The organism is Streptomyces sp. NPDC021749, from assembly GCF_040640655.1.
GTDB lineage: Bacteria > Actinomycetota > Actinomycetes > Streptomycetales > Streptomycetaceae > Streptomyces.
This window is the reverse complement of sequence record NZ_JBFACE010000016.1, coordinates 76,640-102,199: the sequence shown is the minus strand read 5'-3', so window position 1 is coordinate 102,199 and position 25,560 is coordinate 76,640. Positions and strand designations below refer to the sequence as shown.

Below are 25,560 nucleotides of genomic sequence, written 5' to 3'. Positions count from 1 at the left end.
TCATCTCCCGCGCCCTCCCCTCGTGCCCTAGCGGCCCGTCCCCGAGGAACTCCATACGTCAAGGATGCGGCACCGCGCGGCGAATCGGACCGCCGTCGCCGACCGGGACATGCGGGGCACCATGCCGCCCCGCCCGCCACAGGGCGGGCGGGGATCTTCACTCCCCCGCATCGCTGCACGTCACAACGCCTTAGCGGACCAGTCCCCAGCGGAAGCCGAGCGCCACCGCATGGGCCCGGTCGGAGGCGCCCAGTTTCTTGAACAGCCGCCGGGCGTGCGTCTTGACCGTGTCTTCCGACAGGAAGAGCTCGCGGCCGATCTCGGCGTTCGAACGGCCGTGGCTCATGCCCTCCAGCACCTGGATCTCACGCGCGGTGAGCGTCGGCGCGGCACCCATCTCGGCGGACCGCAGCCGGCGCGGGGCGAGCCGCCACGTCGGATCGGCGAGCGCCTGGGTCACCGTCGCCCGCAGCTCGGCGCGCGAGGCGTCCTTGTGCAGATAGCCGCGGGCGCCGGCGGCGACCGCGAGCGCGACGCCGTCGAGGTCCTCGGCCACCGTGAGCATGATGATCCGGGCGCCCGGATCCGCGGACAGCAGCCGGCGCACGGTCTCGACACCGCCGAGACCGGGCATCCGTACGTCCATCAGAATCAGGTCCGACCGATCGGCACCCCAGCGGCGGAGGACTTCCTCGCCGTTGGCCGCGGTCGTCACACGCTCGACGCCGGGCACGGTCGCAACCGCCCGACGGAGCGCCTCTCGGGCAAGCGGGGAGTCGTCGCAGACGAGGACGGATGTCATGACCGCCCTCCGCAGCTGATGCGCGTCACCTTGAGCCTCCAGGCTGGTACGTATCGTCACCTGTGCGATTGACGGCCGCTCGGACACCTGCCCGAGGGCTACCTCTGCCAATCGCCTCCGCACACTCAACGACGGTCACCCGAAAGAGTTACGGCTTCGGCGACCGAGTTCAGCACGCTCCGTGAGGAGCCGGATACGCAGACGACTCATCGGGCGACCGGCATCCGCGCGTGCACCCTATGCCCTATTTGGCTCCCTTTCTTCCATTTTCGCGTTGACTATGACTAGATTCGCAATGAGTCATATTTACATCTACTTCGACAGTAGATGTACGGTCGTGAGCACCGAGCCCGAATCCGCATCGCTTCGAGGGGACAAGCAATGGCAGATTTCTCCCGCCTCCCGGGCCCGAACGCAGATCTTTGGGACTGGCAGTTGCTGGCCGCCTGCCGCGGCGTGGACAGCTCACTGTTCTTCCACCCCGAGGGCGAGCGCGGAGCGGCCCGTAGCGCGCGTGAGACGTCGGCGAAAGAGGTATGTATGCGCTGCCCCGTGCGGGCCGAGTGCGCGGCGCATGCGCTGGCCGTCCGCGAGCCCTACGGGGTGTGGGGCGGCCTGACCGAGGACGAACGCGAGGAGCTCATGGGCCGGGCCCGCCACCGGCTGGTCCCCGCGAGCTCGATGACGGGCCGGCCGGGGACGTCCGGCCACTGAGGAGATGGACGCGGAGCGCTTGCGGAAGAAACGTTCCTGCAGGGAGGTCTGAGCGCGCCTGCGATGCGGCGGCGGGATCGGGGAGGGGCGGGGTCGGGGAAGGGTCGGGGTCGGTGGGGCTCGTGGAGTCGGGGGTCGGTGGGGCTCGTGGAGTCGGGGGTCGGTGTCGGGGTTCGGGTATCGGGGGCGGAGGGCGGGTCCGCGGTTTCGGCGTGCGGTTTTGATGCGGGGCTTCGGTGTGCGGTTTTGATGCGGGGCTTCGGTGTGCGGTTTCGGTGTGGGGGCTTTGGCTTGCCTGCCGGTTCGGTGCGCAGGCAGTTGGGTATGCAGGCGGCTTTGGGGGCGTAGGTCGGCGTAGGCGCCCACCGGGTTGGACCGTCTGCGGGCGGGTGGGCGCTGCCGCTGCGGTCGTAGGGCGGGGCTTCGTCCGGCTGCTGGCGTCCGCCTGCGGTCGTGCTGCGGGGCTCAGCGGCCCGCGGCGTCCACCAGCTGGTCGAGCATGGCCTCCACGGCCGGGACCCGTGCCAGGTCCGGCAGCGTGAGCGCGACGATCTCGCGGTGCACGGCGGGGTCCATCCGGATCGCGGTGGCTCCCTTGGGACGTACCGATGCCAGCGTCAGCTCGGGCAGCGCGGCGACTCCCAGGCCCGCCCCGACCAGGCCGATCACGGCCGGGTAGTCATCCGTCGCGAAGTCGATGCGGGGCGTGAAGCCCGCGCTCTCGCAGACCTCCACCAGATGCCGGCGGCAGCGCGGGCAGCCCGCGATCCACGGCTCGTCGGCCAGGTCGGTGAAGCGCGCGCGGCCGGCCCTCGCCAGCCGGTGGCCGTCCGGGACCAGGCCGATCAGCCGGTCCGCCAGGATCGGCCGCACCACGAGGTCGTCCCACTCCGCACCGGCCGCCGGGTCCGCCCCGCGCACCTCGGGGTAGCGGAAGGCCAGCGCGATCTCGCAGTCGCCGTTGCGCAGCATCTCGATCGAGCGCGGCGGCTCGGCCTCCACCAGCGAGACGCGGGTGCCGGGGTGGGCGTCGCGCATCTTCGCCAGGGCGGTCGGCACCAGCGTCGAGCTGCCCGAGGGGAACGACACCAGCCGCACCCGCCCGGCCCGGAGCCCGGCGATGGCCGCGACCTCCTCCTCGGCGGCGGTCAGCCCGGCCAGGATGCCGACCGCATGCCGTACGAGCGCCTCGCCGGCCTGCGTCAGCCGCATCTCGCGGCCCGCCCGGACCAGCAGCGGGGTCCCGGTGGACTGCTCCAGCGCCTTCATCTGCTGGCTGATGGCCGGCTGGGTGCAGCCCAGCTCCCGCGCCGCACCGGAGAACGAGCCGGTCCTGGCGACGGCGCGCAGCACGCGGAGATGACGGGCCTCGATCATTTTTCGAGCATAAGCGAGGCTTGGGCTGACCGGGAAAAACCGGCTGGTTGCTTTGAGGCACCGGGCGCATGCACGGAGGTACGGGGGCGGTGCTCGGGGCAGGGGGCGCGGCAGGTGCCCGGGTGAGGGCACCGGAAGCTCGGGGGCGCGCGGGAAGATGCGGGGCGTGTGCGGCGCTTGTCGGGGCGGAGAGCGGTCACCCTGGTGTGTGGGCCGCATCGTGCCGCCGCGACCGGGCATCGGAGCTCCGTATGAAGCTGCTGACCGTGAACATGGGGCATCCCACCCCGTCCCCGCACGCCGCCGTCGAGGCCGGCACGGGCATCTTCAAACGGCCCGTGGACGGCCCGGTGACGGTCCGCTCCCCCGGGCCCAGAGGCGTCGGGGGCAGCGGGCTGGCCGGTGACGCGGTGGTCGACCGGCGCCACCACGGCGGCGACGACAAGGCGGTCTACGCGTACGCCCGCGAGGACCTGGACGTCTGGCAGCACGAGCTGGGGCGCGCGCTGCCCAACGGGCTCTTCGGCGAGAACCTCACCACCTCGGGGGTCGAAGTCACCCACGCACGCATCGGCGAACGCTGGCGGATCGGCCGCGAGGTCCTGCTGGAGGTGTCGGCGCCGCGGATCCCCTGCCGTACGTTCCAGGGGCGGATGGGGGAGGCGGGCTGGATCAAACGGTTCATCGGGGCCGCGGTGCCCGGTGCGTACCTCCGGGTGATCGAGCCGGGCGAGATCCGCGCCGGGGACCCCGTCCGGCGGGAGCACCGGCCCGACCACGAGGTGACCGTCCGGATGGTGTTCCGGGCGCTGACCGGCCGGCGGGAGCTGCTGCCGCGGCTCCTGGACGCGGGCGAGGCGCTTGCGGAGGAGACCCGGCGGCAGGTGGCGAAGTATGCGGGGCGCGGGTGAGAAGGGGGGACCCGGGCATCGGGACCTGGCGCGGCCGGGGGTTGGGGCTCAGGTGGCGCGCTCCGGGCGGATAGCGTGCCGGTATGACGACTGCATTGATCACGGGAGCGACGGCGGGCATCGGCGCGGCCTTCGCCCGGCGGCTGGCGAGTGACGGACACAGCGTGGTGCTGGTGGCCCGCGACGAGAAGCGACTGCGTGAGCAGGCCACCGAGTTGCACGACCGGCACGGCATCGAGGTGGAGGTGCTCAGCGCCGACCTGTCCACGGACGACGGCATCGCGGCGGTCGAGGCGCGGCTCTCGGACACCAAACACCCGGTCGATCTGCTGGTGAACAACGCCGGTTTCGGCAACAAGGGCGAGTACCTCGAAGTCCCGATGGCCGACGAGCTGACGATGCTGAAGGTGCACTGCGAGGCGGTGCTGCGGCTCACCACGGCCGGCGTGCGCGGGATGCGGGACCGGCGGCGCGGCGCGGTGGTCAACGTGGCGTCGGTGGCGGCGTTCGTACCGCGCGGCACGTACGGCGCGAGCAAGGCGTGGGTGGTGCAGTTCACACAGGGCGCGGCGCGCGACCTGGCCGGCAGCGGGGTGCGCCTGATGGCGCTGTGCCCCGGCTTCGTACGGACCGAGTTCCACCAGCGGGCCGGGATGGGCACGGACAACATCCCCGGCTGGATGTGGCTGGACGCCGACAAGCTGGTCGACGCGGCGATGAAGGACCTCATGCGCGGCAAGTCCCTGTCCATCCCCGACCCGCGCTACAAGGCCCTGATGGGCGCGGTGAAGCTGGCACCGCGAGGAATGCTGAGCGGACTCACCTCCCGGACGGGCCGCAAGTACGGGCCGCGCTAGGCGCGTTGCGGTGCCGCGTACGTACCTGGCTTTCGCGCCGCGGGGGCGCCGTGGTGCTTTGCGGCGCCCCGTACGTACCGGCTTTCCCGCCGCGGGGGGCTCGCTGTTGCGCTTCGCGGTGCGCCCGCACGTACCTGTCTGCGGCGCCACGGGGGTTGCTCACCGTGGCGCTCTGCGGCGTCCCGTACGTATCCGGCTTTCCCGCCCCGGGCTCGCCGTTGCTCGCCCACTGCCCAAGGGGCGTGGGAGCTGCCCCCAGCGGCGGGCTGACGGCTGTCGGGTGCGGTGCCGCTCCTCCGGACGTCGTCCTGCGGCGCGGCCCTTCCACTTGGAGGACCGGTCTCACCTCGGCAGCGGCAAGTGACGGACCTGGCGGGCGACTACGAAGGAGCACCGTTCCGCACTATGCACCCCACCCCTGACAATCCCTCCGGGCCTGCGGAAATGCCCTCGACCCGGCCCGCGTTGCTGCTGTCGATGGGCCCCGGCATCGTGGACCGGCTGCTCGACGCCCGTCACCGCACCCGCCTCGCGGCGCTCGCCCGCACCGACCCCGACCTCGTCGCGCACGAACTGGCCGACCCGCCCCCCGCGATCGCCGCCGCCCTCGCCGACGCCGAGGTCCTGCTCACCTGCTGGGGCGCACCGCCGCTCACCGCTCGGGTACTGGACGCCGCGCCCCGCCTGCGCGCCGTCATCCACGCCGCCGGCTCGGTCAAACACCACGTCACCGACGCCTGCTGGGAACGCGGTCTCGCCGTCACCTCGGCCGCCGCCGCCAACGCACTGCCGGTCGCCGAGTACACACTCGCCGCGATCCTGCTCGCCAACAAGCGCGTGCTGCACTCCGCGCACCGTTACCGCGCTCTGCGCGGCCCGCACGACTGGCAGCGGGAACTCGCCGGCGCCGGCAACTACCACCGCACCGTCGGCGTCATCGGCGCCTCCCGCATCGGACGCCGCGTCATCGAACTGCTGCGCCCCTTCGACCTGCGGGTACTGCTGCACGATCCGTACGTCGGCGCCGCAGAGGCCGCCCGTCTGGGCGCCCGGCCGGTACCGCTGGGCACGCTGTGCGCGGACAGCGACGTCGTCACCGTGCACGCCCCGCAGCTCCCCGCGACCCGCCATACGCTCGGCGCCCGGGAGCTGGCCCTGATGCCCGACGGGGCGACCCTGATCAACACCGCCCGCGGCTCACTCGTCGACGAGGCGGCCCTGCTGCCCGAACTGCTCACCGGCCGCCTCAACGCCGTCCTGGACGTCACCGACCCCGAACCCCCGCCCGCCGACTCGCCGTTGTACGACTTGCCGAACGTCCTGCTCACCCCGCACGTCGCCGGCTCCCTCGGCTCCGAACTCCACCGCCTCGCCGACCACGCCCTGGACGCCCTCGAACGCTACGCCCACGGTCTCCCGTTCACCGACCCCGTCCGCCCGGAGCACCTGCACCACTCGGCCTGAGCCGCCCCGACCCAACCGTCCCACCGGACCGGCACGCCCACCACGGCCCGCACCTCTCCCCGACCAGCCCCGCCAGGACGCACAGGTGCACGGCAGGCCCGGCCGGCACAAGAACCGCACCGCAAAACGCCGAACCCGGCCCCGCCGAAGCGGGACCGGGTTCGGGTGGTCAGCGAGGGACGGCGGGGCGCCGCCCCCGGCCCGTGGGACGCGTCAGTGCGCGTGGCCGTGGCCGTGACCGGCCTCGGCGGACTCCTCCTCGGCGGGCTTCTCGACGACCAGGGTCTCGGTCGTCAGGAGCAGCGACGCGATGGAGGCGGCGTTCTCCAGGGCGGAGCGGGTGACCTTCACCGGGTCGATGACGCCGGCCTTGACCAGGTCGCCGTACTCGCCGGTGGCGGCGTTGAAGCCGTTGCCCTTGTCCTGCTCGGCGACCTTCGCGGTGATGACGTAGCCCTCCAGGCCCGCGTTCTCCGCGATCCAGCGCAGCGGCTCGACGACGGCGCGGCGGACGACGGCGACACCGGTGGCCTCGTCGCCCTCCTTGCCGAGGGAGCCGTCCAGCACCTTGGCGGCGTGGACCAGAGCGGAGCCACCACCGGAGACGATGCCCTCCTCGACCGCGGCGCGGGTCGCGGAGATGGCGTCCTCCAGACGGTGCTTCTTCTCCTTGAGCTCGACCTCGGTGGCCGCACCCACGCGGATGACGCACACGCCGCCGGCGAGCTTGGCGAGGCGCTCCTGGAGCTTCTCGCGGTCCCAGTCCGAGTCGGTGGTCTCGATCTCGGCCTTGATCTGGGCGACGCGGCCGGCGACGTCCTCGGCCTTGCCACCGCCGTCGACGATGGTGGTGTCGTCCTTGGTGACGGTCACGCGGCGGGCGGTGCCCAGCACGTCCAGACCGGCCTGGTCGAGCTTGAGGCCGACCTCCTCGGCGATGACGGTGGCACCGGTGAGGGTGGCCATGTCGCCGAGCATCGCCTTGCGGCGGTCACCGAAGCCGGGGGCCTTGACGGCCACCGCGTTGAAGGTGCCGCGGATCTTGTTGACGACCAGGGTCGACAGGGCCTCGCCCTCGACGTCCTCGGCGATGATCAGCAGCGGCTTCGAGGCGCCGGCCTGGATGACCTTCTCCAGCAGCGGCAGCAGGTCCTGGATCGAGGCGATCTTGCCCTGGTGGATCAGGATGTAGGGGTCCTCAAGGACGGCCTCCATCCGCTCCTGGTCGGTGACCATGTACGGCGAGAGGTAGCCCTTGTCGAAGGCCATGCCCTCGGTGAAGTCCAGCTCCAGGCCGAAGGTGTTGGACTCCTCGACGGTGATCACACCGTCCTTGCCGACCTTGTCCATCGCCTCGGCGATGAGCTCGCCGACCTGCTTGTCCTGCGCGGACAGCCCGGCCACCGCGGCGATGTCGGTCTTGTCGTCGATCGGCCGGGCGGTCGCGAGGAGCTCCTCGGACACGGCCTTGACGGCGGCGTCGATGCCCTTCTTCAGGGCGGCCGGGGAAGCACCCGCGGCGACGTTGCGGAGGCCCTCGCGGACCAGCGCCTGGGCCAGCACGGTGGCGGTGGTGGTGCCGTCACCCGCGATGTCGTTGGTCTTGGTCGCCACCTCCTTGACGAGCTGGGCGCCCAGGTTCTCGTACGGGTCGTCGACCTCGACCTCACGGGCGATGGTGACACCGTCGTTGGTGATGGTCGGGGCGCCGAACTTCTTGTCGATGACGACGTTGCGGCCCTTGGGGCCGATCGTCACCTTGACCGTGTCGGCAAGCTTGTTGACGCCGCGCTCAAGGGCGCGACGGGCGTCCTCGTCGAACTTCAGGATCTTCGCCATGGGTTGCTTCAAGTCCTCTCATTGCGATCCTCGGCACGCAGTGGGGACCGCTGTCTCAAACGGAACTGCGCCCCTGCCCCGGGTTGTTCAGACTCGGGAACCAGGGGCGCAGATCACGGCAAAACCGGTGACTTACTTCTCGACGATCGCGAGAACGTCGCGGGCCGAGAGGACGAGGTACTCCTCGTTGTTGTACTTCACCTCGGTGCCGCCGTACTTGCTGTAAAGCACGACGTCGCCAACGGTGACGTCGAGCTCGACGCGCTTGCCGTCCTCGAAGCGGCCCGGGCCCACGGCCAGGACGACGCCCTCCTGGGGCTTCTCCTTGGCGGTGTCCGGAATGACCAGGCCCGAAGCCGTGGTCTGCTCGGCGTCGAGCGGCTGGACCACGATGCGGTCCTCAAGCGGCTTGATGGCAACCTTGGAGCTGGCGGTCGTCACGATCCGACCTCCCCCTTCGGAGATCTCACGGGGTTAACTGTCTGAGGTGGCGACCAGGTGGATCCGTCGTCGCGGGTGCCGGACCTGCCCGTCGCTGTGTGTCTGGCACTCCCCCTCGGAGAGTGCCAACGCCGAGACTATGACGCGGTTAGCACTCGGTCAAGCGGAGTGCCAGCGCGGCGGGGGTGCTTCCTGTGGCGCGGGTTGACCACCGCCCCCCGCGCCAGGAGAACGGCCGCGGTGGATCCCTGCCAAATCGGACACACCTTCCCCTTACCTCGCAACCACGCCACCGGCTGCTTCGTCTACCTCCCCGACCGCCGAGCCGGTGAACCGTGCCCGCCGCGTGCGTCGTATGCGATGTGTGCGACATATGTGACCGGTGCGCCGTACGCGATGTGCACCACGCGTGCCGCGCGCGCCACGTACGCGACGTGTACGACATGCGCGACCCGGTTCCGGCCCGGCGGCACTGACCATCGATGGCGGAGGAACCCGTGCGTGGACTGACCAGTGCTTCCCGGGCGGCCGGGGAGCCGGAGAGCGATGCCGAACGCACCATGACGTTCGCCGCGCTCGCCCAGGCACCGAACCGCCGGAGGACCGAGGCCCGGCTGCTCGCCCTCGTCGTCGCGATCGCCGTCTTCGGCTACGCGTACACCGGCCTGTCGATGACCGGCCGGCTGCCCGGCGGACTGCCCGGCTTCGCGGTCAGCATGCTCTTCGTGGCGCTGGTCCCGCACCTGGTCCTGCGCCGCTTCGCGCCGCGCGCCGATCCGCTGATCCTGCCGCTGGCGACGCTGCTGACCGGGATCGGCCTGGTCCTGCTGCACCGCCTGGACCTCACGTACGCCCAGACCCCCCGCCTGAAGATCGCCGAGGCGGCCAGCGGGCAGCTGGTGTGGACGGTGATCGGGGTGGCGGTCTGCATCGTCATCCTGCTGGTGCTGCGCGACCACCGCATCCTGCAGCGCTACATCTACCTGACGATGGTGGTCGCGCTGGTGCTCCTGATGGCGCCGGCCTTCTTCGGTGCGGACATGTACGGCGCGAAGCGGTGGATCCTGCTCGGGCCGCTGTCGCTCCAGCCCGGCGAGTTCGTGAAGATCATGATCTCGGTGTTCTTCGCCGGCTACCTCACCGTCAACCGCGACGCGCTGGCGCTGGCCGGCCGCCGCGTCATGGGCGTCCAGCTGCCCCCGGGACGCCAGCTCGCCCCGATCTTCACGATCTGGGTGATCAGCCTGCTGGTGCTGGTCTTCGAACGCGACCTGGGCACCTCGCTGATCTTCTTCGGCGTCTTCGTGATCATGCTCTACATGGCCACCGGCCGCACCAGCTGGGTGGTGTGCGGTCTGCTGATGGCCACGGTCGGCGCGGCCGTCGTCGGCTCCCTCGAACCGCATGTGCACGGCCGGGTCACCGCCTGGCTGGACCCCATGCGCGCCTTCACCAAGGAGGGCATGCGCGAGGGGATGTCCAACCAGCTCGGCCAGGCACTGTTCAGCTTCGGCAGCGGCGGCATCAGCGGCACCGGACTGGGCCAGGGCCACCCCGAACTGATCGGCTTCGCCGGCAACAGCGACTTCATCCTCACCACCGTCGGCGAGGAACTCGGCCTCGCCGGGGTGATGGCCGTCCTGATGCTCTACGTCCTGCTCGCCCAGCGCGGCCTACGGGTGGGGCTGACCGCCCGCGACCCCTTCAGCAAACTCCTCGCGGTCGGCCTCGCCGGCGCCCTGCTGCTCCAGGTCTTCGTCGTCTCCGGCGGCGTCACCGGCCTCATCCCCCTCACGGGCAAGGCACTCCCCTTCCTGGCCAAGGGCGGCTCGTCCCTGGTCGCGAACTGGGTGATGGTCGCGGTGCTGCTACGGATCAGCGACCACGCCCAAAAGCGACGCGAGCCGGTGCGCTAGCGCTGCGCTTTGCGGTGCCTCCCACGTACCCGGCTGTCCCGCCGCGGGGCTTGCTCGCCGTTGCTCCCCACTGCTCGTGGGGGGGGCGGGCGTGATTCCGTTCGCTGCGGACGCGTACGCCGGAGACGTGCGCCCCCACCGGCCGTTTCCTTCCCCCTACGGGGGGGCTGGGCCGGAGGACGACGTCTGGAGGGCCGGAACCGCACCCGACCACCACCAGCCCGCCGCAGGCGGCACGGCCAGACGCCCCGCGGCGCCGCGGACAGGTACGTGGGGGAGCAGCCAAGCGCAGCGGAACGTGGGGAGACAATGACCCCGTGACGGACGACCACGCCCCCGACGATTTCGCCGCCCTCCTCGCCCCGGAAGGGCAAGCCCTGCTGGAGGAGCTGCGGGATCACGACCCCGCCGACGAGCTGGCGGCAGCGACCCGGCTGCGCCGGACGCACGCCGCGCCGCTCGTCTCCGCCGCGCTCACCCAGGCGCGGCTCCGGCAGCGGGCGGCGGCGAAGTTCGGGGCCGACGCGCAGCGGATGTACTTCACGCCGAACGGGGTCGAGCAGTCCACCCGCGCCGCGGTCGCCGCGCACCGCGCGGCACGGCTGGCCGGACTCGGCGTGCGGACGCTGGCGGATCTGTGCTGCGGGATCGGCGGCGACGCGCTGGCCCTGGCACGGGCCGGGATCCGGGTGCTGGCCGTCGACCGGGACCCGCTGGCCTGCGCGGCGGCGCGGGCGAACGCCGAGGCGCTGGGGCTCGCGGAGCTGATCGAGGTGCGCTGCGCGGACGTGACGGAGGTGGACACCGCCGGGTACGACGCGGTGTTCGTCGACCCGGCGCGCCGCACCAAGGCGCGCGGGGGCCGGATCTTCGATCCGGAGGCGTACTCGCCGCCGCTGTCGTGGGCCGTCGAGGCGGCCCGTACCGCCCCGTTCGCGGCGCTGAAGATCGCGCCGGGGGTGCCGCACGAGGCGCTGCCCGAGGACGCCGAGACGGAGTGGATCTCTTACGGGGGCGAGGTGAAGGAGGCGGTGGTGTGGTTCGCCCGGACCGGCGGGGGCGAGCGGCCGGTGCCCGGCGGGCGTCGGGCCACGCTGCTGCCCGGTGCGGACTCGTTGCTCGGCGCCGGGCTGCCGGATCCGGAGCCGGGGCCGGTGGGCCGCTACCTGTACGAGCCGGACGGGGCGGTGATCCGCGCGCATCTCGTCGCGGACGTCGCCCGGCAGGTCGACGGGCGGCTGATCGACCCGACGATCGCGTACGTCACCGCCGACGCGCTGCGCCCGACCCCCTTCGCCACCGCCTACGTGATCACCGATGTGCTGCCGTTCCACGTCAAACGGCTCAAGGCGCTGCTGCGGGAGCGCGGGGTCGGTGTGGCGGTGATCAAGAAACGGGGCTCCGCGGTGGAGCCGGAGGAGCTGCGCAAGAAGCTGAAGCTGGGCGGCGGCGCCTCCTGCACGATCTTCCTCACCCGGGTCGCGGGGGCACCGACGATGCTGCTGGGGCAGCCGGCCGAGGAGGCCTGACGGAGCGTCAGGCCAGGTCGGTGAGGTCCTCGGCGTAGATCTGGGAGAGCGGCTGCGGGCCGACGTACTGCTGGCAGGTGCACTGGCCGGCCTCGTACTGGACCGGCTTGTGGTCGGCGTCCCAGGCGACCGGGATCTCCACCCGCTCATGACACTTGCCCTTTTTGTCATGCTTCGCGAGGTGGTGGGTGCAGCCGCACACCGGCTCCGGCGGCTTCTGGGCGGCCTCCAGCGCCTGCCGTTCCTGACGGGCGGACTCCAGCCGTTCCATCTTGCGCTCGTGGCGGGTGCGCAGCGCCGTACGGGCGGTGTCCGCGACCTTGGCGAAGCCGCCCGCCATGAAGAAGATGAACACCCACCAGAACCAGTCCACAGCCTGCCGCCTCCCCACGCGCCCGGTGCTGCACCAGGGTAAGACCTCGCGGCAGCCGCGGGGTCCGGGGAGGCGGCGGTTGTCACCGATCCTCAGATGTCAGCGGTCCGGAGGCCGACATTCCGGACCGGTGCACGGTGACGGGCGCGATTACGAGTAGAGGTTCTGCTTGCTCAGCTCGTGAACGTGGTCGTGGCTGTGGCCATGACCGTGGCCGTGGCCGTGGCCGTGGTGGCCGTCGTCCTCGGGTGCCGACGCCGGGACGTGCGGGTCGGTGACCGGGAGCGAGGAGTCCGCGGACAGGTCCCAGGAGGAGGCCGCGCGGCCGCGCGCCACCATCTCGGCGCCGAGCGCCGCGACCATCGCGCCGTTGTCGGTGCACAGCTTGGGCCGCGGCACCCGCAGCGTGATCCCGGCGTCCTCGCAGCGGCGTTCGGCCATCGCCCGCAGCCGGGAGTTGGCCGCGACCCCGCCGCCGATCATCAGGTGCTCGACGCCGTTGTCCTTGCAGGCGCGCACGGCCTTACGGGTCAGCACGTCCACCACGGCCTCCTGGAAGGACGCCGAGACGTCCGCCACCGGCACCTCCTCGCCGGCCGCCCGCTTGGCCTCGATCCAGCGGGCCACCGCCGTCTTCAGGCCGGAGAAGGAGAAGTCGTAGGCGGGGTCGCGGGGGCCGGTCAGCCCGCGCGGGAAGCGGATCGCGTCCGGGTCGCCCTCGCGTGCGTAGCGGTCGATGACCGGGCCGCCCGGGAAGCCGAGGTTCAGCACCCGGGCGATCTTGTCGAACGCCTCGCCGGCCGCGTCGTCGATGGTCGAGCCGAGCGGGCGCACGTCGGAGGTGATGTCCGGGGCCAGCAGCAGCGAGGAGTGGCCGCCGGAGACCAGCAGGGCCATCGTCGGCTCCGGCAGCGGGCCGTGTTCGAGCTGGTCGACGCAGATGTGCGAGGCGAGGTGGTTGACGCCGTAGAGCGGCTTGCCGAGCGCGTAGGCGTACGCCTTGGCGGCCGAGACGCCGACGAGCAGGGCGCCGGCCAGGCCCGGGCCCGCGGTGACCGCGATGCCGTCCAGGTCGCTCGCCGCGACACCGGCCTCCTTCAGGGCGCGCTGGATGGTGGGGACCATCGCCTCCAGATGGGCGCGGGAGGCCACCTCCGGCACCACGCCGCCGAAGCGGGCGTGTTCGTCGACGCTGGAGGCGACCGCGTCGGCGAGGAGGGTGTGGCCGCGGACGATGCCGACACCGGTCTCGTCGCAGGAGGTCTCGATGCCGAGGACGAGCGGTCCGCCGCGTGAGTCAGCCATGGTTGTCAGGTTCCTTGTACGGAGGGTGCTTCGGAGGAGGTCTGGGTGGTACGGCGCATCACCAGGGCGTCGATGTTGCCGGGCTGGTAGTAGCCGCGCCGGAAGCCGATCGGTTCGAAGCCGAAGCGTTCGTAGAGGCGCTGTGCGCGGAGGTTGTCGACCCGCACCTCCAGCAGTACCTCGTGGCATTCGAAGTCCGTTGCGGCGCCGAGGAGTTCGGTCAGCAGCCGGGCGCCGAGGCCGGTGCCCCACTGGTCGCGGGCGGCGGCGATGGTCTGGACGTCGCCGGTGCCGTCGACGGCGGCCAGGCCGGCGTAGCCGACCAGCCGGCCCGCGATTTCGGCGACCACGTAGCGGCGGGTGGCCCACGGGCCGCGGGCGTGCGCCAGCTCGGACCAGAACATGCCGCGCGACCAGGCGTCCTCGGGGAACAGCTGGCGCTCCAGCTCCAGCACCGGGGCTATGTCCCACCAGCGCATCTCGCGCAGCTCGGCGGGTTGTGGGGTGCCGCCGCGCAGCGGTGCCCTTGAGGGGCGGTGGTCGGGCGACGCTTCAGAGGTGCCGCCGCGCAGCGGTGCCCTTGAGGGGCGGTGGTCGGGCGACGGGCGGGAGCTCACTTGGGCGTGACCACCTTGTAGTTCGCGGGCACCTGGGCGTCCGGGCGGCGCAGGTACAGCGGCCGCGGCGGCAGCAGCTCCTCGCCCGCGGCCAGCTTGGCGGCGGCCAGCTCGGCGAGCGCGCCGGCCGACTGGTGCTCGGGGGCGTCGCGCCGTACGCCGGTGAAGACGGAGTCGTAGAGCAGCGCGCCCGCGCCCACGGCCGGGACGCCGGCCACCTGGTCGGCGATGTCGGCGGGGCGGTCCACGGCGGGCTCGGTGATCCGCGTACGGGAGTCCGTGAAGCGGGCCCAGTAGACCTCTTTGCGGCGGGCGTCGGTGGCCACCACGAACGGCTCGGTCAGACCGGAGGCGTGGGCCAGGCCGTCGAGCGTGCACAGGCCGTGGACGGGGACGTCGAGCGCCGCACCGAACGTGGCGGCGGTCACCAGGCCGACCCGCAGACCGGTGTACGGCCCCGGGCCCACCCCGGCCACGATGACGCTGACCTCGTCGAGCTTGCGGCCGGCCTCGGCCAGCACCCGGTCGACGGCGGGCAGCAGCAGCTCGCCGTGCCGGCGGGCGTCCACCTGGCAGGACTCGGCGAGGACCCGCTCTCCGTCATGGAGCGCGACGGTGACGGCGGGGGTGGCGGTGTCAAGAGCTAGCAGCAGCACGCCTTTAAGACTACGGCGCGGCAGGTGGTGCCCGTCGCGGTGCTACCGTCGGCCCGTGGTCCAGGCCCGTACGGAAAGGTGGCACAGCGGTGCCCGCTAAGAGCAGCACGATCGTCACCGCGCTGACCACGGCCGCCGTGGTCGTGGTCGGGGTGCTCGGCTACCAGGCCGCGGCCTCCGCCCCGGACTCGCTCGCCCCGGCCCGCAAGGGCCACCACGGCAGCGCCAAGGGCCACGAGGACGGCTCCGGCAAGAAGCACCGGGCGCCCGCTCCGGCGCCGGTCCCGGCGGCGTCCGGCACCGGCAAGCGGGTGGTGTACTCGCTCGCCGCCAAGCGGGTCTGGCTGGTCGGCGCGAACGGCAAGGCGCTGCGGACGTACCAGGTCGCGCCCAGCACGGTGAGCCCGGCGCCCGGGACGTACTCGGTGACCTCGCGGTCGGTGAGCATCACCGGCTCGGACGGGGTCGCGATCGAGCATGTGGTGCTGTTCGGCGGCGTCGGCGGTGTTCCGATCGGTTTCAGCGCGGCCGTCGACGGCTCCCGGCCCGACCCCGCCGCCAAGAAGAAGACCGGCGGCATCCGGGAGTCCCGGGCCGACGGCAAGGCGATGTGGGATTTCGCACTCCAGGGCACCAAGGTCGTGGTGGTGGCCTAGGCGGCCGCCCTCCAGGGAGGCACCCGTGGGGGCCCTGCCGGGTCCCCCGAGGGTTGGACCGGGATGCCGGGTCCCCCGAGGGTTGGACCGGGATTTCTTAGCCCGTACGGACTACGCCGCGGAGCGGCCGGGAGTGGACGCCGGGGTGTCCTCGCCGTCCGCCGGTGCCTCGTCCGCGGCGGACGCGGGCCGTTCCGCCGGCCGGTCCTTACGGGATTCCGGGCGTTCCTTACGGGATTCCTCGGGGGCGTCGGGGGGCGTGGAAACGGCGCTGGCCGCGGCGCACGCCGCCAGCAGTTCGTTCATCGTCGGCGTCTCGCGCGCATCGTGCTGGTGGGCCGGCATGGACGCCTCCCGGGGCTCCTGGGGCAAGCGACAGAAGCTAGGACCGCCTCCGAGCCCGGCGAGCTCGTTACTTAGGCTGACCTAACTGGGGTCACATCCCATGTGACCACGGCCGGTACCGGCTACGCAACATCTTGCCGACGGCTTGTCGGAAACTACGGGACCCGCGGCCGGATATCCGCCCGCCCATGAGGCGGCCCGGCCCGATCGGGTCCACCGGGAAGTCAGCCGACCCTCAGCGGGTCGTCACCGGGCCGTCAGCGGGTCAGATCCCCAGGTCGGCCAGGCCGGCGTCCGCCCAGCGCGGGCCGAATCCGCTGACCGTCACCTCGCGGACGTCGTCCACGTCGTCCTCCGGGTGCCCGTCCACGCCGCCGGGGGCGTCGTCCCGCCCGTCACCCGACCGCCGCCCCGGCACGAGGCGCTCCGCGCCGCCCCCTCCTACGGCCCGCGCGATGACCACGTGCAGCCGGTCCTCGGAGAGCTCCTCGACCTTGCCCTCACCCCACTCGACGACCACCACCGACTCCGGCAGCGAGACGTCCAGGTCCAGGTCCTCCATCTCCTCCAGCCCGCCGCCGAGCCGGTAGGCGTCGGCGTGCACCAGCGCGGGGCCGCCGGTCAGGGACGGGTGTACCCGGGCGATGACGAACGTGGGCGAGGTCACGGCGCCGCGCACGCCCAGGCCCTCGCCCAGCCCGCGGGTCAGCGTGGTCTTGCCGGCGCCCAGCTCACCGGTGAGCAGCACCAGGTCGCCGGGGCGCAGCAGCGGGGCCAGTCTGCGGCCCAACTCCTGCATCTGGTCGGGGGACTTGACGGTGACATGCGCAACAGGGGCGGTGGTGCTCATGCCGCAAATGGTACGTCCCTGCCGACCCCGCCAGGCAGCGTCGCCCCCGGCTGCCACCCTCACGCCCGTGCGTGTCCCGAACTGCGGGTCGCCGCGGCCGCGCGTTCCACCAGGGCCACCAGATGCTCGTTGACCAGCTCGGGACGCTCCAGCATCACCAGGTGGCCGGCGCCGGGCACGCACACCAGCTCCGCGTCCGGCAGCACCTCCGCGATCGTCCGGCTGTGGTCGGCGGGCGTGATCAGGTCGCTCTCACCGGCGAGCACCAGCGCGGGCACCGCGTCGTACGCCACCAGCGCCTCGGTCTTGTCGTGCACCGCGAACGCCGGGAAGAACTCGGCGACCACATCGATCGGCGTGCCCTCGATCAGCCGCTCACCGAACCGCGCGATGCCCGGGTCCACGTCCTCCGGCGTGCCGAACGAATACCGCTTGACCAGCCCGGCGAACAGGTCGGCGGTGGCCCGCCGGCCGCGTTCGACCAGCTCGTGCTGCCAGCCCAGCGCCTTGAGCACGCCCGGTGCGAGCCAGTGGAACGCCTTCATGCCCATCGACGGCAGCCCGTAGGTGACCTCGCTGAGCCGGCCCGCGGACGTACCGATCAGGGCGACGCCGATCACCCGCTCCGCGACGTACTCGGGGAACTGGTCGGCCAGCGCCATCACCGTCATTCCGCCCATCGAGTGCCCGACCAGCACGATCGGCCCCTCGGGCACCGCGGCGTCCAGCACCGCCTTCAGGTCCCGGCCGAGCAGGTCGATGGTGACGTTCTCGGTGCCCTCGATCTGGCTGTGCCCGCGGGCCGAGCGGCCGTGGCTGCGCTGGTCCCAGTGGACGGTGCGCACCGTGCCGCGCAGCGCGGCCCGCTGGAAGTGCCAGGAATCCTGGTGCAGGCAGTAACCGTGGCTGAAGACGACCGTCGGGGCGGCCGAGGGGCGCCGGCCCAGCGCCGCCGTCAGCCGCTTGCGCAGTCCGCCGTGGGCCTCCTGGGCGGCTCGGGCCTGTTTGCCCCGGACCGGCCTCGCCGACGGGTCGTTGCGGCTGTGTTTGCCGCCCCGCCGGTCGCCCTTCTCCGGGCGGGCGGGCTCCATGCCCACCTCGTCGATCTCGAAGTACAGCTCCGTGCCGTCCTCGGCGATCGCCGCGCCGGGCGTGCCGCGCAGCGTGCCGTACGGGCCGGCCGCGTCCAGGGCGAGCCGGGCCCGGCGGCGCATCCCGCGGCCCACGGTCAGCCGCTCTATGGCCACGCCGGCCGCCGCCCCGGCCGCGACCACGCCGATCGCGGCACCGGCGATGCCCGCGTGGCGGCCCGCCTTGGCCCAGTTGTTCGCGGCCTCGGCCGCCACCTCGGCGGCCGTCTCTACCGCCTGCGCGGCGGCTTCAGTGCCGTCGGTCATGCCGTACCCCCCGTGAGCGCGGTGTCTCCATCGGCCGTTCCGGCTGTCGTGGTGTGGGCTGGGATGTTCGTTGCGGTGTTCGTTGCTCTGTGTGCGGCGCTCTCTGTTCCGGCCGTCGTTCCGGCTTCCGCTCCGGCCTCTTCGTGCGCCTGTGCCTCTTGCGCCTCTTCTGCCCCGGCCACCCCGCCCTCCATGCCACTGTCCACATAGACGCGCGGGACGCGGGTTCCGATCCGGGTGACGATTTCGTAGCCGATGGTTCCGGCCGCCCGGCCCCAGTCCTCCGCGGTCGGCTCGCCGCGGTCGCCGGGGCCGAAGAGCACCGCGGGATCGCCCTCCTCCGCGCTGTCGCCGCCCAGGTCGACCACGAACTGGTCCATGGCGATCCGCCCGGCGACCGTCCGCCACTTCCCGGCGACCAGCACCGGGCCGGTGCCGGAGGCGTGCCGCGGGATGCCGTCGGCGTACCCGAGCGGGATCAGCGCGAGGGTGGTCTCGCCGGGGGTGGTGTACCGGTGCCCGTACGACACGCCGTGGCCGCCCGGCACCCGTTTGACCGAGGCCAGCGCGGCCTCCAGGGTCATCGCGGGCCGCAGCCCGAAGTCCTCGGAGGTGCCGAGTTCGGGGCTGGGAGAGATGCCGTAGATGCCGATACCCGTACGGACCAGGTCGAAGTGGGCTTCGGGGAGGGTGAGCGTCGCCGGGGTGTTGGCGATGTGCCGCACCTCGGGGCGCAGTCCGGCCTCTTCCGCCGTCCGCAGCGCCCGGCGGAAGACGTCGAGCTGGGCGGCGATCGAGGGGTGGCCGGGCTCGTCGGCGCAGGCGAAGTGCGACCAGACGCCGGTGACCCGCAGCGCGCCGGCGGCCTCGGCGGCGCGGGCCGCGGCGGTCAGCTCCGGCCAGTCGGCGGGCTGGCAGCCGTTGCGGCCGAGCCCGGTGTCGATCTTGAGCTGGACGCGGGCGGTGCGGCCGGCCGCGCGCGCCGCGGCGGTCACCTCGCGCAGCGCCCACAGGCCGCTCACCGACACGTCGATGTCCTGCTCCACGGCTCGCTGCCAGGGCCCGCCCGGCGTCCACAGCCAGCACATCAGCCGCCCGGTGTCACCGGCCGCGCGCAGGGCGAGGGCCTCCTCGGGGAGCGCGGTACCCAGCCAGCCCGCGCCGGCCGCCCGGGCCGCCCGGGCACACGGCACCGCGCCGTGTCCGTAGCCGTCGGACTTGACCACGGCCATCAGCTCCGCCCCGGGGGCGCGGTCCCGCAGGGCACGGACGTTCGCCCGCACGGCGGCGAGGTCGACGACGGCACGGGCGCGCTTCGCTGTCTCGTTCATCCCCCTCAGTGTCGCAGGCGATCGCGCGGCGCCCCCGGGGACCGGCACGGAAACCGTGCTCACCCGCTGGGTTTCCGCCCCCAGACGTGCACGAGGTCGTGCTTCTTGAGCACGTACCACAGGTTGCGCGCGTCCGACCAGGTCAGATTGATGCACCCGTGCGAGCCGGGCCCCTCGTAGATGTCGTCCTCGACACCGTGGAACGCCTCCCCGCGGTCGAAGAACTGCGCGAACGGCATCGGCGTGTGGTACAGGTTCGAAATGTGGTACCTGCGCCGTAGATAGATGCGGTACGTCCCGGTACGGGTCTCCATCGTCGGCTGGCCGGACCGGATCGGCACCGCGTCGAAGATCACCCGTCCGGACTGCTGCACCCACATCAGCTGCCGGTCCAGGTCGACGCACGCGGTCCGCTCCGCCCGCACCGGGCAGTGGCCGGCCCGGTTGGGGTCCTTCCTGGCCCGCAGCAGCCGCACCACGGCGCCGGTGACCGGCCCCGCGTAACCGGTCGCCGGGGCGATCCGGTGCGCCCGCTGGAACCGGCGGATCGCCCGGCAGTCCCCCACGCTCTGCCGGCCGTCCGGCTTCCGCTGCAGAAAGCGCTCGGCCTGCCGCTGGAACGGCCCGGTGGACCGGGTGCAGCGCGCCGACCGGGCGCCCCACGCCGCCTCGGACCGGGGGACGTACTCGATGTGCGGCTGCCGCCCGCCGGGCGCCGGCCGCCGCGGACCGTGCGGGATCCCGGGGACGAGGTCATGGGCCGCGAACCGGGCAGCGGCCGCGTACCCGGCGGAGGGCGCGTACCGGGCGGACGTCACGTACCCGGCGGAGGACGCCTGCCGGGCAGCGGCCGCGTACCGAGCGGCTGACGGGGCGACGGCCACCGCGGGCGGCCCGGCGAGCGGGAACAGCGAGGCGCCGGCCAGCAGCGCCACAAGCGTGCGTTTCATGCCCTCACGCATCCCGTGACCGGACCGCCCTCCCGCCCGCCCGGCCACGAGGTTCGCCCTGCTGCCCGCGGCATTCCCCCGCGGGGCGTAACCCCGGCCCAGTCACACGAACCTGTCACCCCGTCACATCGCGCCAGGCCGCCGCCAGATGGTCCGCGACCTCGGTGGCCAGGATGGGGGCGCCCCCGGGTGCGGCCGCCCGGCGGGCCGCCAGGCCGTGGAGGTACGCGCCGACGGATGCCGCGTCGCGGGCGGGCAGGCCGGCGGCGAGGAGGGAGCCGGTGACACCCGACAGGACGTCACCGCTGCCCGCGGTGGCCAGCCAGCCGGTGCCCGTGGGGTTCACCCGCACCGGGCCGCTCCCCTGCGCGACCAGCGTCGTCGAGCCCTTCAGCAGTACGGTCGCCGCATAGCGCGCCGCCAGCTCCCGTACGGACGCGAGCCGTTCCGCCTCGACCTCGTCGCGGCTGCGGCCCAGCAGCGCCGCCGCCTCCCCGGCGTGCGGCGTCAGCAACGTCTCGGCGGTGCGCGCCCGGACCCGTTCCGGCGTCAGGAAGCGCAGTCCGTCGGCGTCCACCAGGATCGGCACGTCGGAGGCCAGCACGTCCTCCAGGGCGTCCGATTCGTCGCCGATGCCGGGGCCGATCACCCAGGACTGCACCCGGCCGGCCCTGTGTGGCGGACCGGCGTGCACCAGCGTCTCCGGGAAGCGGGCCAGCACCGCGTCCGCGGCCGGCCCCACGTACCGGACGGCCCCCGCACCACCGCGCAGCGCACCGGCCACCGCCAGCACCGCCGCACCCGGATAGCGCGCCGACCCGGCGACCACACCGACCACGCCCCGCCGGTACTTGTCGCTCTCCGCCGCCGGGCGCGGCAGCAGTTCCGCCACGTCCGCGTGCTGCAGCGCCTCGAACTCGGCCTCCTCGGGCAGCGTCAGGCCGATGTCCACCAGCCGCAGTGCCCCCGCCCGCTCCCGGGCCGGGTCGATCAGCAGGCCCGGCTTGTACGCCCCGAACGTCACCGTCGCATCGGCCCGTACCGCCTCGCCGGGCACCTCACCGCTGTCCGCCTCCACCCCGCTGGGCAGATCGACCGCCACGACGGGCGCCGACTCCCAGGCGGCGCGGGCGAGTTCGGCGGCATCCGGCCGCAGCCCGCCGCGGCCGCCGATGCCCACAATCCCGTCCACGACCAGATCGCACCGGGCGAGGTCCCGCAGCGGGTCGTCCGACACCCGGCCGCCGGCCGCCCGCAGCGCGCCGAGGCCGCCCTGGTGGGCCCGTTCGGGCGAGAGCAGGACGGCCACCACGCCGGCCCCGCGCCGGGCCAGCCGGGCCCCGGCGTACAGCGCGTCCCCGCCGTTGTCCCCGCTGCCCACCAGCAGCACGACCCGGCTGCCGTAGACCCGGCCCAGCAACTCCCGGCAGGCGGCGGCCAGTCCGGCCGCCGCCCGCTGCATCAGGGCGCCGTCCGGCAGACGGGCCATCAGTTCCCGCTCGGCGGCGCGCACGGTCCGCACGCTGTAGGCAGTCCTCATGGCCCCAGTGTCACCCCTCGGCGATCACCACGGCCGAAGCGACCCCCGCGTCATGGCTCAGCGAGAGATGCCACGACCGTACGCCCAGCCGGGCCGCGCACGCCTCGACCGTGCCGCGCACCCGCAGCCGCGGCCGGCCGCTGTCCTCGACGTACACCTCGGCGTCGGTCCAGTGCAGCCCGCCCGGCGCGCCCAGCGCCTTGGCCACCGCCTCCTTGGCGGCGAACCGGGCCGCGAGGGACGCCGTGCCGCGCCGCTCCCCGCTCGGCAGCAGCAGTTCCGACGCGACGAACAGCCGGCCGGCCAGTTCGGGCGTGCGGTCCAGCGCCGCGGCGAACCGGTCGATCTCGGCGACGTCGATCCCCACCCCGATGATCACTCCACCGTCACCGACTTGGCGAGGTTGCGCGGCTGGTCGACCTCGTTGCCGCGGGCGGTGGCCAGTTCGCAGGCGAAGACCTGCAGCGGGACGGTGGACACCAGCGGCTGCAGCAGCACCGGGGTGTGCGGGATGCGGACGAGGTGGTCGGCGTACGGCACCACGGCCTCGTCGCCCTCCTCGGCGATCACGATCGTGCGGGCGCCGCGGGCCCGGATCTCCTGGATGTTGGAGACGATCTTGTCGTGCAGCACGGACCGGCCGCGCGGCGACGGCACCACGACGACGACCGGCAGATCGTCCTCGATCAGCGCGATCGGACCGTGCTTGAGCTCACCGGCGGCGAAACCCTCGGCGTGCATGTACGCCAGCTCCTTGAGCTTGAGCGCGCCCTCCAGCGCCACCGGGTAGCCCACGTGCCGGCCGAGGAACAGCACGGTGTTCTTGTCGGCGAGGCTGCGGGCCAGCTCCCGCACCGGCTCCATCGTGCCGAGCACCTGCTCGACCTGGGTGCCGATGGCGGCCAGTTCGCGCACCACCGCCCGGACCTCGTCGCCCCACTTCGTGCCCCGTACCTGCGCGACGTACAGCGCGACCAGGTAGCAGGCGACCAGCTGGGTCAGGAACGCCTTCGTGGACGCCACCGCGACCTCGGGACCGGCGTGCGTGTAGAGCACCGCGTCCGACTCGCGGGGGATCGTCGAGCCGTTGGTGTTGCAGATCGCGAGCACCTTCGCGCCCTGTTCGCGGGCGTGCCGGACCGCCATCAGGGTGTCCATGGTCTCGCCGGACTGGCTGATCGCGATCACCAGCGTGCGCCGGTCCAGGATCGGGTCGCGGTAGCGGAACTCGCTGGCCAGCTCGGTCTCGCAGGGAATGCGGTTCCAGTGCTCGATCGCGTACTTGGCGATCATGCCGGCGTGGTACGCGGTCCCGCACGCGACGATGACGACCTTGTCGACCTCGCGCAGCACCTCCGGCGGGATCCGCACCTCGTCCAGGGACAGCACGCCCGAACCGTCGATCCGCCCCAGCAGGGTGTCCGCGACGGCCTTGGGCTGCTCGGCGATCTCCTTGAGCATGAAGTAGTCGTAGCCGCCCTTCTCGGCGGCCGAGGCGTCCCAGTCGACGTGGTATTCGCGGACGTCCGCCGGCGCACCGTCGAAGTCGGTGACCGTCACCCCGTCCCGGCGGGCCTCGACGACCTGGTCCTGGCCCAGCTCGATCGCCTCGCGGGTGTGCGCGATGAACGCCGCGACGTCCGAGGCGAGGAACGCCTCGCCCTCGCCGACGCCCACCACCAGCGGGGAGTTGCGGCGCGCGCCGACGACCACGTCGGGCTCGTCGGCGTGCACCGCGACCAGCGTGAACGCGCCCTCCAGCCGCCGGCACACCTGCCGCATCGCCTCGGCCAGCTCACCGCACGAGGAGTAGCACTCGGCGAGCAGATGGGCCACGACCTCGGTGTCCGTCTCGGACGCCAAGGCGTGGCCGCGCTCGGCGAGTTCGGCGCGCAGCGCGGCGAAGTTCTCGATGATGCCGTTGTGCACCACCGAGACCCGTCCGGCGTTGTCCAGGTGCGGGTGGGCGTTCTCGTCGGTGGGCCCGCCGTGGGTGGCCCACCGGGTGTGCCCGATGGCGGTGGAGCCGGCCGGCAGCGGACGGTCCGCCAGCTCCTTCTCCAGGTTGGCGAGTTTGCCGGCCTTCTTGGCCGCGGCCAGCCCGCCGTCGGCCAGCACGGCGACGCCCGCCGAGTCGTAGCCGCGGTACTCCAGCCGCCTCAGCCCGGCCAGGACGATGTCCAGGGCGCTCTGCCCGCCCACGTAACCCACGATTCCGCACATGGGGGCAGCCTACGACGCGGCCCGCTCAATACCCGCGCGCTATCCGGTGGTGCGCCTCCCGCACCGTCTCCAGGAACTCCTCGTCGGCCTCCGTGTCGGCGCCGGGCCCGCCGGCCGGCTCGTACCGTTCCAGGAAGTCGGCGAGGTCCTCGCCCAGGTCCTCTTCCGGGAGTTCCTCGGCGAGTTCGGCATGCACCCGTGCGACGAAGAGGTCCGTCGCGGTGCCGTCCGGTCCGGTCTTCCTGCGCCGGTACCGCAGTCCCGGCAGTGCTGGCTTGCGCGTGCGCACAGCCACCCCCTGTGTCTTCTTCGCGGCCCGGATTGCGGGCCGCCCCCGCGCCGACCGTACCGGGCGATTTCCGTCCGGTACAGACCCGCAGGTGGCGAAGGCCACACACCGGCCGGGGTGGCGTGTGACACCCCCGCATGAACGGCGTGTGACGGCTGCGCACAATGGGCGCGTGCCCCTGACGACCGATCCGCACGCGCGCCGCCGCGCCGACAGCTCCCCCTACGTCGATCTGACGCGCGCCCAGTGGAGCGCCCTCAGGGAGAAGACCCCGCTGCCGCTGACCGCCGAAGAGGTGGAGCGGCTGCGCGGCCTGGGCGACGTCATCGACCTGGACGAGGTCCGCGACGTCTACCTCCCGCTGTCCCGGCTGCTCAACCTCTACGTCGGCGCGACCAGCAATCTGCGCGGCGCCCTGAACACCTTCCTGGGCGACGCCGGCGACGGCCACGGCTCGCAGCCCGGCACCCCGTTCGTCATAGGGGTCGCCGGCAGCGTCGCGGTCGGCAAGTCGACCACCGCCCGGCTGCTGCAGGCGCTGCTCGCCCGCTGGCCCGAGCACCCGCGCGTCGAGCTGGTCACCACCGACGGGTTCCTCTTCCCCAACGCCGAGCTGCACCGCCGCGGCCTGATGTCCCGCAAGGGCTTCCCGGAGTCCTACGACCGCCGCGCGCTGACCCGTTTCGTCGCGGACGTGAAGTCCGGCAAAGCGGAGGTCTCCGCCCCGGTCTACTCGCACCTGATCTACGACATCGTGCCCGGCGAACGGCTCACCGTGCAGCGCCCCGACATCCTCATCGTCGAGGGGCTCAACGTCCTGCAGCCCGCACTGCCCGGCAAGGACGGGCGCACCCGCCTCGGCCTGGCCGACTTCTTCGACTTCTCCGTGTACGTGGACGCCCGCACCGAGGACATCGAGCAGTGGTACCTCGGCCGGTTCCGCAAGCTGCGCGAGACCGCCTTCCAGAACCCGTTCTCGTACTTCCGCAAGTACACCCAGGTCTCCGAGGAGGAGGCCCTGGACTACGCCCGCATGATGTGGCGCACCATCAACCGGCCCAACCTGCAGCAGAACGTGGCCCCCACCCGCGGCCGGGCCAGTCTGGTGCTGCGCAAGGGGCCGGACCACAAGGTGCAGCGGCTGTCGCTGCGCAAGCTCTAGGGAGGATGCGCGGACC

The 25,560-nt window shown here is 72.9% G+C and carries 25 protein-coding genes; 8 read left to right on the top strand and 17 right to left on the bottom strand.

The window, feature by feature from the left end; all coding sequences use genetic code 11:
• Positions 1-190 precede the first annotated feature (190 nt).
• The gene (locus AB0G35_RS18265; RefSeq protein ID WP_003948568.1) at positions 191-802 is read right to left on the bottom strand and encodes a response regulator transcription factor; all 612 of its coding nucleotides are present in this window, start codon (positions 800-802) and stop codon (positions 191-193) included.
• Between the two features lie 381 nt (positions 803-1,183).
• Here AB0G35_RS18265 and AB0G35_RS18260 point away from each other — a divergent pair, with 381 nt between their 5' ends.
• Positions 1,184-1,516 (top strand): WhiB family transcriptional regulator, encoded by a 333-nt coding sequence (locus AB0G35_RS18260; RefSeq protein ID WP_360949813.1) that lies wholly within the window; start codon positions 1,184-1,186, stop codon positions 1,514-1,516.
• A 465-nt stretch (positions 1,517-1,981) separates the two neighbouring features.
• Here the strand turns inward: AB0G35_RS18260 and AB0G35_RS18255 are convergent, their stop codons facing one another.
• Positions 1,982-2,893, bottom strand: a complete 912-nt coding sequence (locus AB0G35_RS18255) for a LysR family transcriptional regulator (RefSeq protein WP_360949810.1) — start codon at positions 2,891-2,893, stop codon at positions 1,982-1,984.
• Positions 2,894-3,144: 251 nt separating this feature from the next.
• Between AB0G35_RS18255 and AB0G35_RS18250 the strand changes: the two genes are divergently transcribed.
• The 3 genes from AB0G35_RS18250 (at position 3,145) to AB0G35_RS18240 (ending at position 6,125) form a co-directional block, all read left to right on the top strand.
• Positions 3,145-3,804, top strand: coding sequence for an MOSC domain-containing protein (locus AB0G35_RS18250; protein WP_360949807.1), 660 nt, complete (start codon positions 3,145-3,147; stop codon positions 3,802-3,804).
• Positions 3,805-3,887: 83 nt separating this feature from the next.
• Positions 3,888-4,661: an SDR family oxidoreductase gene (locus AB0G35_RS18245; protein ID WP_360949804.1), complete on the top strand. Its 774-nt coding sequence runs from the start codon at positions 3,888-3,890 to the stop codon at positions 4,659-4,661.
• Positions 4,662-5,105: 444 nt separating this feature from the next.
• On the top strand, positions 5,106-6,125 hold the full coding sequence (locus AB0G35_RS18240) for a hydroxyacid dehydrogenase (RefSeq protein WP_360949979.1): 1,020 nt from the start codon (positions 5,106-5,108) through the stop codon (positions 6,123-6,125).
• 213 nt (positions 6,126-6,338) lie between these two features.
• Here AB0G35_RS18240 and groL read toward each other — a convergent pair whose 3' ends face one another.
• The gene (groL, locus tag AB0G35_RS18235; RefSeq protein ID WP_360949976.1) at positions 6,339-7,964 is read right to left on the bottom strand and encodes a chaperonin GroEL; all 1,626 of its coding nucleotides are present in this window, start codon (positions 7,962-7,964) and stop codon (positions 6,339-6,341) included.
• Between the two features lie 132 nt (positions 7,965-8,096).
• Positions 8,097-8,405 (bottom strand): co-chaperone GroES, encoded by a 309-nt coding sequence (groES, locus tag AB0G35_RS18230; protein ID WP_030417080.1) that lies wholly within the window; start codon positions 8,403-8,405, stop codon positions 8,097-8,099.
• A 560-nt stretch (positions 8,406-8,965) separates the two neighbouring features.
• Here groES and AB0G35_RS18225 point away from each other — a divergent pair.
• Both AB0G35_RS18225 and AB0G35_RS18220 read left to right on the top strand, forming a co-directional pair.
• Entirely contained in the window at positions 8,966-10,321 is a 1,356-nt protein-coding gene (locus AB0G35_RS18225) for an FtsW/RodA/SpoVE family cell cycle protein (RefSeq protein WP_360949973.1), read from the top strand.
• Between the two features lie 317 nt (positions 10,322-10,638).
• Complete coding sequence (locus AB0G35_RS18220; RefSeq protein WP_360949801.1) at positions 10,639-11,850, top strand: class I SAM-dependent methyltransferase; 1,212 nt, start codon at positions 10,639-10,641, stop codon at positions 11,848-11,850.
• 7 nt (positions 11,851-11,857) lie between these two features.
• Here AB0G35_RS18220 and AB0G35_RS18215 read toward each other — a convergent pair whose 3' ends face one another.
• From AB0G35_RS18215 to tsaB, 4 genes are all read right to left on the bottom strand, one after another.
• Positions 11,858-12,223: a hypothetical protein gene (locus tag AB0G35_RS18215; RefSeq protein ID WP_360949798.1), complete on the bottom strand. Its 366-nt coding sequence runs from the start codon at positions 12,221-12,223 to the stop codon at positions 11,858-11,860.
• A 150-nt stretch (positions 12,224-12,373) separates the two neighbouring features.
• A complete protein-coding gene (gene tsaD, locus AB0G35_RS18210; RefSeq protein ID WP_360949795.1) occupies positions 12,374-13,528 on the bottom strand; it encodes a tRNA (adenosine(37)-N6)-threonylcarbamoyltransferase complex transferase subunit TsaD in 1,155 nt (384 codons plus the stop codon).
• Between the two features lie 5 nt (positions 13,529-13,533).
• Complete coding sequence (rimI, locus tag AB0G35_RS18205) at positions 13,534-14,007, bottom strand: ribosomal protein S18-alanine N-acetyltransferase (RefSeq protein WP_360949970.1); 474 nt, start codon at positions 14,005-14,007, stop codon at positions 13,534-13,536.
• A gap of 134 nt (positions 14,008-14,141) precedes the next feature.
• Positions 14,142-14,801: a tRNA (adenosine(37)-N6)-threonylcarbamoyltransferase complex dimerization subunit type 1 TsaB gene (gene tsaB / locus AB0G35_RS18200; protein WP_360949792.1), complete on the bottom strand. Its 660-nt coding sequence runs from the start codon at positions 14,799-14,801 to the stop codon at positions 14,142-14,144.
• A gap of 89 nt (positions 14,802-14,890) precedes the next feature.
• On the opposite strand from tsaB, the gene AB0G35_RS18195 reads away from it, so the two are divergent.
• Complete coding sequence (locus AB0G35_RS18195) at positions 14,891-15,457, top strand: L,D-transpeptidase (protein ID WP_360949789.1); 567 nt, start codon at positions 14,891-14,893, stop codon at positions 15,455-15,457.
• Between the two features lie 111 nt (positions 15,458-15,568).
• On the opposite strand, the gene AB0G35_RS18190 is transcribed toward AB0G35_RS18195, so the two are convergent.
• The 9 genes from AB0G35_RS18190 to AB0G35_RS18150 form a co-directional block, all read right to left on the bottom strand.
• The gene (locus AB0G35_RS18190; protein ID WP_360949786.1) at positions 15,569-15,829 is read right to left on the bottom strand and encodes a hypothetical protein; all 261 of its coding nucleotides are present in this window, start codon (positions 15,827-15,829) and stop codon (positions 15,569-15,571) included.
• A gap of 238 nt (positions 15,830-16,067) precedes the next feature.
• A complete protein-coding gene (gene tsaE, locus AB0G35_RS18185; protein ID WP_360949783.1) occupies positions 16,068-16,652 on the bottom strand; it encodes a tRNA (adenosine(37)-N6)-threonylcarbamoyltransferase complex ATPase subunit type 1 TsaE in 585 nt (194 codons plus the stop codon).
• A gap of 59 nt (positions 16,653-16,711) precedes the next feature.
• Complete coding sequence (locus AB0G35_RS18180; RefSeq protein WP_360949780.1) at positions 16,712-18,049, bottom strand: alpha/beta hydrolase; 1,338 nt, start codon at positions 18,047-18,049, stop codon at positions 16,712-16,714.
• Positions 18,046-19,380 carry an alanine racemase gene (gene alr / locus AB0G35_RS18175; RefSeq protein WP_360949777.1) on the bottom strand — a complete coding sequence of 445 codons (1,335 nt, stop codon included), beginning with the start codon at positions 19,378-19,380 and terminating at the stop codon, positions 18,046-18,048. Before alr ends, AB0G35_RS18180 begins: the two co-directional genes overlap by 4 nt.
• A 59-nt stretch (positions 19,381-19,439) precedes the next feature.
• Positions 19,440-20,330, bottom strand: a complete 891-nt coding sequence (locus AB0G35_RS18170; protein WP_360949774.1) for a L,D-transpeptidase — start codon at positions 20,328-20,330, stop codon at positions 19,440-19,442.
• A gap of 115 nt (positions 20,331-20,445) precedes the next feature.
• Positions 20,446-21,870 carry an NAD(P)H-hydrate dehydratase gene (locus AB0G35_RS18165; RefSeq protein ID WP_360949771.1) on the bottom strand — a complete coding sequence of 475 codons (1,425 nt, stop codon included), beginning with the start codon at positions 21,868-21,870 and terminating at the stop codon, positions 20,446-20,448.
• Between the two features lie 10 nt (positions 21,871-21,880).
• The gene (locus tag AB0G35_RS18160; protein ID WP_360949768.1) at positions 21,881-22,249 is read right to left on the bottom strand and encodes a holo-ACP synthase; all 369 of its coding nucleotides are present in this window, start codon (positions 22,247-22,249) and stop codon (positions 21,881-21,883) included.
• The gene (gene glmS / locus AB0G35_RS18155; protein ID WP_360949765.1) at positions 22,246-24,093 is read right to left on the bottom strand and encodes a glutamine--fructose-6-phosphate transaminase (isomerizing); all 1,848 of its coding nucleotides are present in this window, start codon (positions 24,091-24,093) and stop codon (positions 22,246-22,248) included. The genes AB0G35_RS18160 and glmS overlap by 4 nt, the downstream gene beginning before the upstream one ends.
• A 25-nt stretch (positions 24,094-24,118) precedes the next feature.
• Positions 24,119-24,388, bottom strand: coding sequence for a hypothetical protein (locus AB0G35_RS18150; protein ID WP_360949762.1), 270 nt, complete (start codon positions 24,386-24,388; stop codon positions 24,119-24,121).
• A gap of 166 nt (positions 24,389-24,554) precedes the next feature.
• Here AB0G35_RS18150 and coaA point away from each other — a divergent pair, with 166 nt between their 5' ends.
• Positions 24,555-25,544 (top strand): type I pantothenate kinase, encoded by a 990-nt coding sequence (coaA, locus tag AB0G35_RS18145; RefSeq protein ID WP_360949759.1) that lies wholly within the window; start codon positions 24,555-24,557, stop codon positions 25,542-25,544.
• Positions 25,545-25,560 lie beyond the last annotated feature (16 nt).

Coding starts and splice junctions, on each gene's coding strand:
- AB0G35_RS18265 (WP_003948568.1), bottom strand. CDS start 802: ATGACATCCGTCCTCGTCTGCGACGACTCCCCGCTTGCCCGAGAGGCG.
- AB0G35_RS18260 (WP_360949813.1), top strand. CDS start 1,184: ATGGCAGATTTCTCCCGCCTCCCGGGCCCGAACGCAGATCTTTGGGAC.
- AB0G35_RS18255 (WP_360949810.1), bottom strand. CDS start 2,893: ATGATCGAGGCCCGTCATCTCCGCGTGCTGCGCGCCGTCGCCAGGACC.
- AB0G35_RS18250 (WP_360949807.1), top strand. CDS start 3,145: ATGAAGCTGCTGACCGTGAACATGGGGCATCCCACCCCGTCCCCGCAC.
- AB0G35_RS18245 (WP_360949804.1), top strand. CDS start 3,888: ATGACGACTGCATTGATCACGGGAGCGACGGCGGGCATCGGCGCGGCC.
- AB0G35_RS18240 (WP_360949979.1), top strand. CDS start 5,106: ATGCCCTCGACCCGGCCCGCGTTGCTGCTGTCGATGGGCCCCGGCATC.
- groL (WP_360949976.1), bottom strand. CDS start 7,964: ATGGCGAAGATCCTGAAGTTCGACGAGGACGCCCGTCGCGCCCTTGAG.
- AB0G35_RS18225 (WP_360949973.1), top strand. CDS start 8,966: ATGACGTTCGCCGCGCTCGCCCAGGCACCGAACCGCCGGAGGACCGAG.
- tsaD (WP_360949795.1), bottom strand. CDS start 13,528: ATGGCTGACTCACGCGGCGGACCGCTCGTCCTCGGCATCGAGACCTCC.
- rimI (WP_360949970.1), bottom strand. CDS start 14,007: ATGCGCTGGTGGGACATAGCCCCGGTGCTGGAGCTGGAGCGCCAGCTG.
- tsaE (WP_360949783.1), bottom strand. CDS start 16,652: ATGAGCACCACCGCCCCTGTTGCGCATGTCACCGTCAAGTCCCCCGAC.
- AB0G35_RS18180 (WP_360949780.1), bottom strand. CDS start 18,049: ATGACCGACGGCACTGAAGCCGCCGCGCAGGCGGTAGAGACGGCCGCC.
- alr (WP_360949777.1), bottom strand. CDS start 19,380: ATGAACGAGACAGCGAAGCGCGCCCGTGCCGTCGTCGACCTCGCCGCC.
- AB0G35_RS18170 (WP_360949774.1), bottom strand. CDS start 20,330: ATGAAACGCACGCTTGTGGCGCTGCTGGCCGGCGCCTCGCTGTTCCCG.
- AB0G35_RS18165 (WP_360949771.1), bottom strand. CDS start 21,870: ATGAGGACTGCCTACAGCGTGCGGACCGTGCGCGCCGCCGAGCGGGAA.
- glmS (WP_360949765.1), bottom strand. CDS start 24,093: ATGTGCGGAATCGTGGGTTACGTGGGCGGGCAGAGCGCCCTGGACATC.